7 protein-coding genes are annotated in these 7,850 nt (G+C 71.8%); 3 read left to right on the top strand and 4 right to left on the bottom strand.

What is annotated here, in order from left to right; translation table 11 throughout:
* Window positions 1–136 precede the first annotated feature (136 nt).
* Window positions 137–976 (bottom strand): GntR family transcriptional regulator, encoded by an 840-nt coding sequence (locus ADL12_RS16410; protein ID WP_062703064.1) that lies wholly within the window; start codon window positions 974–976, stop codon window positions 137–139.
* A gap of 184 nt (window positions 977–1,160) precedes the next feature.
* On the opposite strand from ADL12_RS16410, the gene ADL12_RS16405 reads away from it, so the two are divergent.
* A complete protein-coding gene (locus ADL12_RS16405) occupies window positions 1,161–2,012 on the top strand; it encodes a (2Fe-2S)-binding protein (protein ID WP_062703062.1) in 852 nt (283 codons plus the stop codon).
* A 319-nt stretch (window positions 2,013–2,331) separates the two neighbouring features.
* Window positions 2,332–3,375, top strand: coding sequence for a DUF2637 domain-containing protein (locus ADL12_RS16400; RefSeq protein ID WP_062703060.1), 1,044 nt, complete (start codon window positions 2,332–2,334; stop codon window positions 3,373–3,375).
* A gap of 96 nt (window positions 3,376–3,471) precedes the next feature.
* On the opposite strand, the gene ADL12_RS16395 is transcribed toward ADL12_RS16400, so the two are convergent.
* Both ADL12_RS16395 and ADL12_RS16390 read right to left on the bottom strand, forming a co-directional pair.
* A complete protein-coding gene (locus ADL12_RS16395) occupies window positions 3,472–3,894 on the bottom strand; it encodes an ATP-binding protein (protein ID WP_062703058.1) in 423 nt (140 codons plus the stop codon).
* A 640-nt stretch (window positions 3,895–4,534) separates the two neighbouring features.
* Window positions 4,535–5,152 carry a hypothetical protein gene (locus ADL12_RS16390; protein WP_062703056.1) on the bottom strand — a complete coding sequence of 206 codons (618 nt, stop codon included), beginning with the start codon at window positions 5,150–5,152 and terminating at the stop codon, window positions 4,535–4,537.
* A gap of 386 nt (window positions 5,153–5,538) precedes the next feature.
* Between ADL12_RS16390 and ADL12_RS16385 the strand changes: the two genes are divergently transcribed.
* Window positions 5,539–6,843 carry a helix-turn-helix domain-containing protein gene (locus ADL12_RS16385; protein WP_062703054.1) on the top strand — a complete coding sequence of 435 codons (1,305 nt, stop codon included), beginning with the start codon at window positions 5,539–5,541 and terminating at the stop codon, window positions 6,841–6,843.
* Window positions 6,844–6,864: 21 nt separating this feature from the next.
* Here ADL12_RS16385 and ADL12_RS16380 read toward each other — a convergent pair.
* The coding region (locus ADL12_RS16380) for a protein phosphatase 2C domain-containing protein (RefSeq protein WP_062703052.1) at window positions 6,865–7,850 on the bottom strand (986 nt) is incomplete at its 5' end.

Below are 7,850 nucleotides of genomic sequence, written 5' to 3'. Positions count from 1 at the left end.
CGACCCCGCCAGGGGGCTGCCGCCCCCTGGACCCCCGCTTCGGCCCTGAACGGGCCTCGTCCTCAAACGCCGGACGGGCTGAAATGCACGGACCGGCGTTGAGAGTGGGCGCCCGGCGTCGTGGGCGCTGCGGACGCTACCCCGCGAAGTGCTCCCCTACCAGCGACCGCACCACATCCAGATCCCCGGCGATCAACGCGTCCAGCAGCGCCGTGTGTTCCGTCGCGTCGGTGATGAGGTCGGCGTGGCTCCGGTCGGGCGGGAGGGCGGCGCTCACCAGGGGCCACTGGGCGCGGCGGTGGAGGTCGTCGGCGATCTGGACGAGTTGTTCGTTGCCGCAGAGGGAGAGCACGGCACGGTGGAAGGTGCGGTCGCATTCCGCGTACGTCGCCCGGCAGCCGGTCGACGCCGCCCGGACCGTGGCCTCTGCCAACGGGCGCAGTTCCGCCCAGCGTTCGGCGGGGACGGTGCGCGCGAGCCGGAGCATGACCGGGACCTCGATCAGCGCCCGGACCTCGGCCAGTTGGGCCAGTTCCCGGGCGCCGCGTTCGACCACCCGGAACCCCCGGTTGGGGACGACCTCGACGGCACCCTCCAGCGCGAGCTGCTGCATGGCCTCGCGGACCGGCGTGGCGGAGACACCGAAGCGTTCGCCGAGTGCGGGGGCCGAGTAGACCGCGCCGGGAGTCAGCTCACCGGCGACGAGTGCGGTACGCAGGGCGTCGAGGATCTGCCCCCGCACGGAGGCCCGCTGGACGACCGGACGCGGTCGCGGGATGGGCTGCTCACTGTGGGTGTGCTCACCACGAGCCGTCGGCGCCGAGGCGTCGGCGCCCCGCGCCCGGTCCACGTCCGAGCCCAAGCCCACGCCCGCAGCCCGGCCCTGCGACGGCACCCGCGGCACTCCCGAGCCCTCCGGCGCCTGCGAGACCTGGGGAATCCCCGTTGCCGCGGAGCCATGCGCGCCCTGCTTCACGGGTCCTCCTCCGGACGTGTCGGTACTTGGGGTCATTACGGCGGGTTGTTACTCGTCCGTCAAGCACCATAGGCGCAGAACTCGACACGGGGGTAATGGGGGCGTCCCCATAGGGCAGGGTAAACCGCAGCGATCTTGGGTAAGGTAAGGCTTACCTTTAAAGTCCCACGGATCGGCGGTACCCATGTCCGTGCCCCCCATAGCCCTCGCAGACGCCTACACCCGTCTCACCGAGGTCCTCCCGGGGCTCGACATCACCCAGCCGTCCGTCGACGAGCAGCTCCCGGGCCACGGCGGCTGGATCACCGCCGCTTCCCTGGCAGCGGGCGGCACCGGCCTCGACGCATTCCTGGCCTGGGACGACGCACAGATACAACGCGACTACGGACAGCCCGCACGCCCCGACGTCATCGCAAGCTTCGGCCTGCACCGCTACGCCTGGCCCGTCTGCCTGCTGATCACCGTGCCGTGGTTCCTGCTCCGCCGCGTCCCCCGCTTCCCCGTGACGCATGTCTCGTACGACCGCACGGCCCCCGGCCTCGCCATGGGCCGCCTGGCCGCCCGCCCCGCCACCTTCGCCTGCCTCCCCGGTGACCCCGCGGCCACCCTGCCCGGCACCCGGGTCGTCCCCGACGAGGAGGCGCTGCGCGCGGAGGTACGGGTCGCCGTCGCCGAGCACCTGGAACCCGTACTCACCGGCTTCGGACCGCGCATGCGGCGGCGCGGACGGGCACTGTGGGGCATGGCGACCGACGAACTCGTCGAAGGCCTGTGGTACGTCGCCCAGCTGTTGGGCGGCGGCGAGCAGGGACGCGCACGGCGCGAGCTGGAGCTGCTGCTGCCGGGCTCGACGCAGCCGTACGTCGGCTCGGCCGCCTTCCGCGAACTCACCGGCCCGGACGGCGAGTCACTGCCCACCCGGGACCGGGCGAGCTGCTGCATGTTCTACACACTGCGCCCCGAGGACACCTGCGCCACCTGCCCGCGCACCTGCGATACCGACCGCGTCACCAAGCTTCTGGCCGCGGCCGGTTGACACCCCCTCAGGCATGGGCCCCTCCGGCGTGGGCGTACAGCACCGTGCCGTAAGATCACCTGTGAGCGCGACACCCGTTACGGTTACAGGCGTTTCACAAATTCCTCACCTAGCGCAGGAACTTTCCGTGGAACCACCCGTACGGGTAGTCTTGTTCGAACTCAACTCCCGCCCCTCAAGCGGCAGTTCGAGCAGAACGCCGCCCTGGGCATCCCCTTGCACTTCCTTGGCGGCCTCTTGCCCCGAAACCCCCTGAGGGCCGGTGGGATTGGGCCACTATGGCGGGCGTTACGCCCTATCCCAATGCAAGGGACCCCAGATGAGATTGACCGACATATCGCTGAACTGGTTGCTTCCGGGCGCCGTCCTGCTCCTGGGCCTGCTGGCGGCGATAGCGGTGCTCCGGCGCGGGAAGACCTCGGGGAAGGACGCGAGCGCGGACGACTCGTGGGAGCGCAGCGAGGAGCGCCGTAGGCGCAAGGAGGCCATATACGGCACCGCCTCCTATGTGCTGCTGTTCTGCTGTGCGGCCGTGGCCGCCGCGCTCTCCTTCCACGGCCTGGTCGGCTTCGGCGAACAGAACCTCGGCCTGCACAACGGCTGGCAGTACCTCGTGCCGTTCGGTCTGGACGGCGCCGCGATGTTCTGTTCCGTCCTCGCGGTGCGCGAGGCCAGCCATGGTGATGCGGCTCTCGGCTCCCGGATACTCGTATGGACGTTCGCGGCCGCCGCGGCCTGGTTCAACTGGGTGCACGCGCCCAGGGGCCTCGGCCACGACGGTGCCCCGCACTTCTTCGCCGGCATGTCCCTGTCCGCGGCCGTGCTGTTCGACCGGGCGCTGAAGCAGACCCGCCGGGCCGCCCTGCGCGAGCAGGGTCTGGTGCCGAGGCCCCTCCCGCAGATCCGGATCGTGCGTTGGCTGCGGGCCCCTCGCGAGACCTACAAGGCCTGGTCGTTGATGCTGCTGGAGGGTGTGCGCAGCCTGGACGAGGCGGTCGACGAGGTCCGTGAGGACAAGCGGCAGAAGGACGAGAGCCGGCTGCGCAGGCGCGACCAGCAGCGCATGGAGCGCGCCCAGCTGAAGGCCATCAGCCGGGGCCACCGCGGCTTCATCGGGCGTGGCGGCGGACGGCAGGTGGAGCCGCAGGCGGCCCTGGAGCGCGCCTCGGCCCAAGTCTCCGCGGAGCCTGCCATATCCGCGCCGGAGCAACTGCCCGTACGATCGCGTCCCTCACTGCAGCCCGTCCGCACCGGTTCTGAGCCGGTGACCGTCGACCTCACCACGGAGGACGACACAATGGCGCTGCCGCGGCTCGACTCCCTGGAGCGCAAGCTCAAGGACCTTGAGCAGCAGTTCGGCTGAGAACGCCACTCATCGACGGGAAGGGGCGCGACCCGAAGCTCGGGTCGCGCCCCTTCCCGCTGTCATGAGGCACACCTCGTCATACGGCAGCCGTGGTCACGCGGCGCCCGCGTCGAGTTCGAACCACACCGCCTTCCCCACGCCGTGTGAGCGCACACCCCAGGCGTCCGCGAGGGACTGGACCAGGATCAGGCCTCTGCCGTTCGTACCGTCGTCGGCGTTCGGTACGCGCAGTCTGGGTCTGCGGGCCACGAAGTCCCTCACCTCCACTCTGAGTCCGCCCGGTCCGACGGTGGCCGTCAGGACCGCTTCACGGTCGGTGTGGACGAGCGCGTTGGTGACGAGCTCGCTGGTGAGCAGTTCGGCTATGTCCGATCGGCCGGGCCTCCCCCAGTGCCGTAACAGCTCGCGCAGAGCCCTGCGTGCCTCCGGTACGGCCCGCAGGTCCGCCCTCCCGAGTCTGCGCCTGAGCTGAGGCGTCTGCGCCTGTTCCCCGGCGCTCGCGGCCCTGTCCTCCACTGTCCTTGCCGAGGAGGCCCCTACCGTTATGGGACCGCCTCCCCGTGCCTGCCTTTTCATGACCCCCGCCCGCGTGCCGATGTCGGTTCCCCTCCTGGCTCGAACACGTTCACGGGAACCATTTCCCGGTCGGACCGGCGGCAGTCATGTCGAATCGGCAACGACCAGGTGTTCGGCCACGGGTGGGGCAGCTCGTGCGGGTGCATGAAACCTGGAACGTCACCCACCGGTCGCCCGGAAGCCACCCTGTGCGAGGGCCGAATCGCGTCGGCCACCGGCGGCGGGCGCGGCTTCCAGGCCGGAGGCGGGCTTTTGACGAGGGGAGGCGCGGCGGTTCGATCCGCTCCTCGAGGGGCGGCCGACCAGGGCAGTCCTGCCCGACTGCGCGCCGACTGCCCCGGGAGCGTCCGGACCGCAGGGAATCGGCCCATCTACCGATTCCGCTCTGCGCATCCGGCCGTACCCGAGGCAGACGCGTGGCTGTGGGGGCTCGACGTCGAGGCGCTGTCGGAGCCGATGCCCACAGCCGGCGAAACTGGCCGGAATTCGCTGCCTTCGGCCTATGGATGCGAGGCCGCCCGCCCGACCCCCGTCCGGGTGGGCGGCCCCGCTGGTGTGGTGGTCCAGTGGTGGGCGTCGGTCAGTACAGCTTGTCGACCGCGGTGGTGGTCGTCTTCTTGAAGGCCTTCACCGGCGCGTCCGTGAAGTCGCCCATCTGCCCCCACCGCACGAGGGTGACGGTGCCGCCGTCCCGGCCGACGGACAGGAGGTGGATGTCCATGGCGCCCCACGAGGCGCGGGTGTGCACGCCGTGGACGCGGGCGCCCTCCTCGACCGGCAGGCTGCCGTAACTCCGGTACTCGGCCTCGATCTCCGGGTCGGCGTCACTGCGCAGGGCGCAGGAGCGGATCTGCTTGTTGAGGTGGGTGGCGAGGGCCTTGGCCTTGGCGTTGTCACCGACGACGACGCTGACCTGTTCGGCGCCGGTCTCGAGTTCGGTGCGGAAGGTGCGGTGGCGGGAGTCGTAGCCGAGCAACGCCTCGGCCAGGCAGCCCGGCAGTTCCTCCGGGACGCCGTCGGTGACCTTGCCGGCGGTCCAGGCGGAGGAGGGGTGCGGCGGGAGTTCGGACGCCGACAGGAACTTCGGCGCGGGCGCCTTCGTAGCGGCGCCCGCCGGTGCGGCGTTGAGTGCGGCGCCTGCGGCGAGGCCCGCGACGGCGAGTGCGGCGAGCACGCCGGCTCGGGTGTGCTTGGGCATGGGTGTCCCCCGTGAGTGAGATGAGAGCGTGAACGATCGGAAGTCGGTCGTCACCGACGCCGGATGGTCCGTCCGGCCCCCCAGGACCTGGCCGGCGGATCAGGCCGACGTCGCGGTGCCTGGCACGCACATCTGCCGCGTTGTCGTCGGTCGCCGACGCTCCGCGTCGACTCCCTCCTCCGCCTTGCAGCCGGCCTGATCCGCCGGACAGACCCTGGGCCCTGTCGGCCTGGTCGGTGCGACACCAAGAGCATCAGCCGTCACAGTCGGCGGGCGCAACCGCCGACGCCCGATCCGCGACGGTGGAACCATCCCAGCCCTGCTGACGTGCAGGTATATGGAGTGCCTGGGATGCCGTCCCGGGACGGGCAGGACGCGGGGGAACAGTGTCGGAAGTACAGAGCGACGACGTCCAGGAGTTCGCGGCGTTACTCAGACGCCTGAAGGAACGCACCGACCGCAGCTACGGTCAGCTGGCCCGCCGCCTGAACATGAACACCTCCACGCTGCACCGCTACTGCGCCGGCGACGCGGTCCCCCTCGACTTCGCGCCCGTGGAACGCTTCGCCGCGCTGTGCAAGGCGACGCCGGAGGAGCGGCTCGAGCTGCACCGGCGGTGGATCCTGGCGGTTGCGGCACGGCAGCGCACCCGGACGGCGAGTCCCCCGGCGGCGGACAGCGCCCCCTCCACTGCGGACGGGTCCGCGGACAGCTCCCCGGCAGAGACGCCCGAAGAACCCGCGCCGGGCGCGCCTACCCGCCGCCCCTGGTACCGCCGCCGACGCCTCCTGGTCTCCGCGGCCGTGACGACAGCGCTCCTCGCCACGCTCGGCAGCCTGTCCGCCCTCCCGGACCACCGCCCCGGGGGCAGCGACTCCGTCCAGGCCGCCGATCCGCCCCGTACGACCGACTCGGGCACTCCCCGCCCGAAGTCGACCAGGTCCCCGAGCCCCTCCCCCACCACCGCGTCACCCTCGGCCGGCACGTCGAAGAAGTCCTCCGCCGATCCAACCGAATCCGCCGAGTCCACCGCCAAGCCCTCCGAGGAAGCCGGCCGGAAGCAGCCCCCGAGCGGCGTCCCGCTCACCTGGAGCATCGACTCCCACGTCTGGCAGGGCGGCTGCGGTCACGACTACGTCATCGCCAAGTCCCCGCAGCAGGTGCCCCCACCTCCGGCCCCGCAGGACGCCGGGATCTGGGCGGCGTCCCAGAACGCGGTGCACGGGCAGCAGACCATGGTGGAGATCGCCGTACAGGGGCGGACGTCGACGGCCGTCGTCCTGGAGGCGCTCCGCGTACGCGTCGTCGGCCGCTCGGCACCCGTCGAGGGCACCTCGTACGCCATGGACAACGGCTGCGGCGGTGCGCTGACGCCCCGCTACTTCGATGTCGACCTGGACAAGGACCGGCCCATCGCCCGCCCGGTCGACGGCAACGACACGGGCACCCCGATCCCGGCGATGAAGCTGCCGTACCAGGTGTCCGCGCAGGACCCGGAGGTGCTGCTGGTCGACGCGCAGACGGAGAGCTGCGACTGCAGCTGGTACCTCGAACTGGACTGGTCCTCCCAGGGCCGCACCGGCACGGTCCGCATCGACGACCACGGCCGCCCGTTCCGCACGACGAGCATCGAGGGACTGCCGAGCTACGGGTACGACACCTCGGCCCGCAAGTGGGTGCCGTACACCTGAGAAGTACCGCCGGAAGCGGGGCTAGGCCTCCCACACGCCGGCGGCCGTACGGTCGTCGGCGTACCCCTTGACCCGGACCTGGGTGTCGGCGAGGAAGGTGGCGAGGCCGGGGGGCTCGGATCCGGACCAGCGTGCGGTGAGGTGGGCGGCGAGTTCGGGTTCGCCGCGCAGCGGGTCGGCGAGGCCGCCGGTGCACATCAGGAGGGTGTCTCCCGGGCGGGCCACCGAGGCACGGAAGCGGAAGAGTTCGCGGGGCGGGTCGGGGGACGGGTCGTAGGGGCTCGGGGGTGTGGTGATGCCGAGGTCCATGGTGAGGCGGTCGCCCTCGGGCGTCTCGGCCGGCAACGAGCCGAAGCCGACGACGGGTTCGCCGGTGGCGTCGGTGACGCGGGGCTCTATGTCCTGCCATTCGCCGTCCCGCAGCCGGAACAGTCCGCCCCCGCCGACGCCGAAGAAGACACGCGTACGGCATTCGGGGTCGGCGGGGAGCAGGAGGCAGCGCAGGGTCGCCGCGTACTCCTCCGGTTCGATGCCCTGTTCGGCGGCGCTGGCGCGGAGTTTGCCGAGGCTGCGGTCGGTGAGGCGGTGCAGGCCGGACTTCAGGTCGCCGCGCCGTGCGGCCCTTATGTCCTCCGCGAGCCTCGGGTGACTGCGGCCGACGGCCCGGCCGATCCAGTGACAGGCCTCGGCCGCGGCGCGGTGGGCGTTGGGGGTGGCCCGGGCGCCGGTCGCCATCGCCACGAGGACCAGGGCGTGGTCGCCGGTGCCGAAGCGGGCGGTGAGGAGGGAGTCGCGGCGCGGTTCACCCCGGTAGCGGGCGGAGTCTCCGCGCAGGGAGACGGCCCGGAGGGTGCAGGCGCCGTAGTGGGCGCCGTCGAGGACGGTGTCGGCGACGAGGTCGTCCAGGTCGTCGGGGTCCGCGGGTGGGAGGGCAGTGGGTTCGGGGGCGTAGGTCGGAGGGCCGTTGCCCACGTAGTCGAGGGGATCCGGGGGGAGGGGGGGGAGGT

It is taken from the genome of Streptomyces regalis (assembly GCF_001509475.1).
In the GTDB taxonomy this organism is placed as follows: domain Bacteria; phylum Actinomycetota; class Actinomycetes; order Streptomycetales; family Streptomycetaceae; genus Streptomyces; species Streptomyces regalis.
This window is presented reverse-complemented; position numbering and strand designations above follow the sequence as displayed.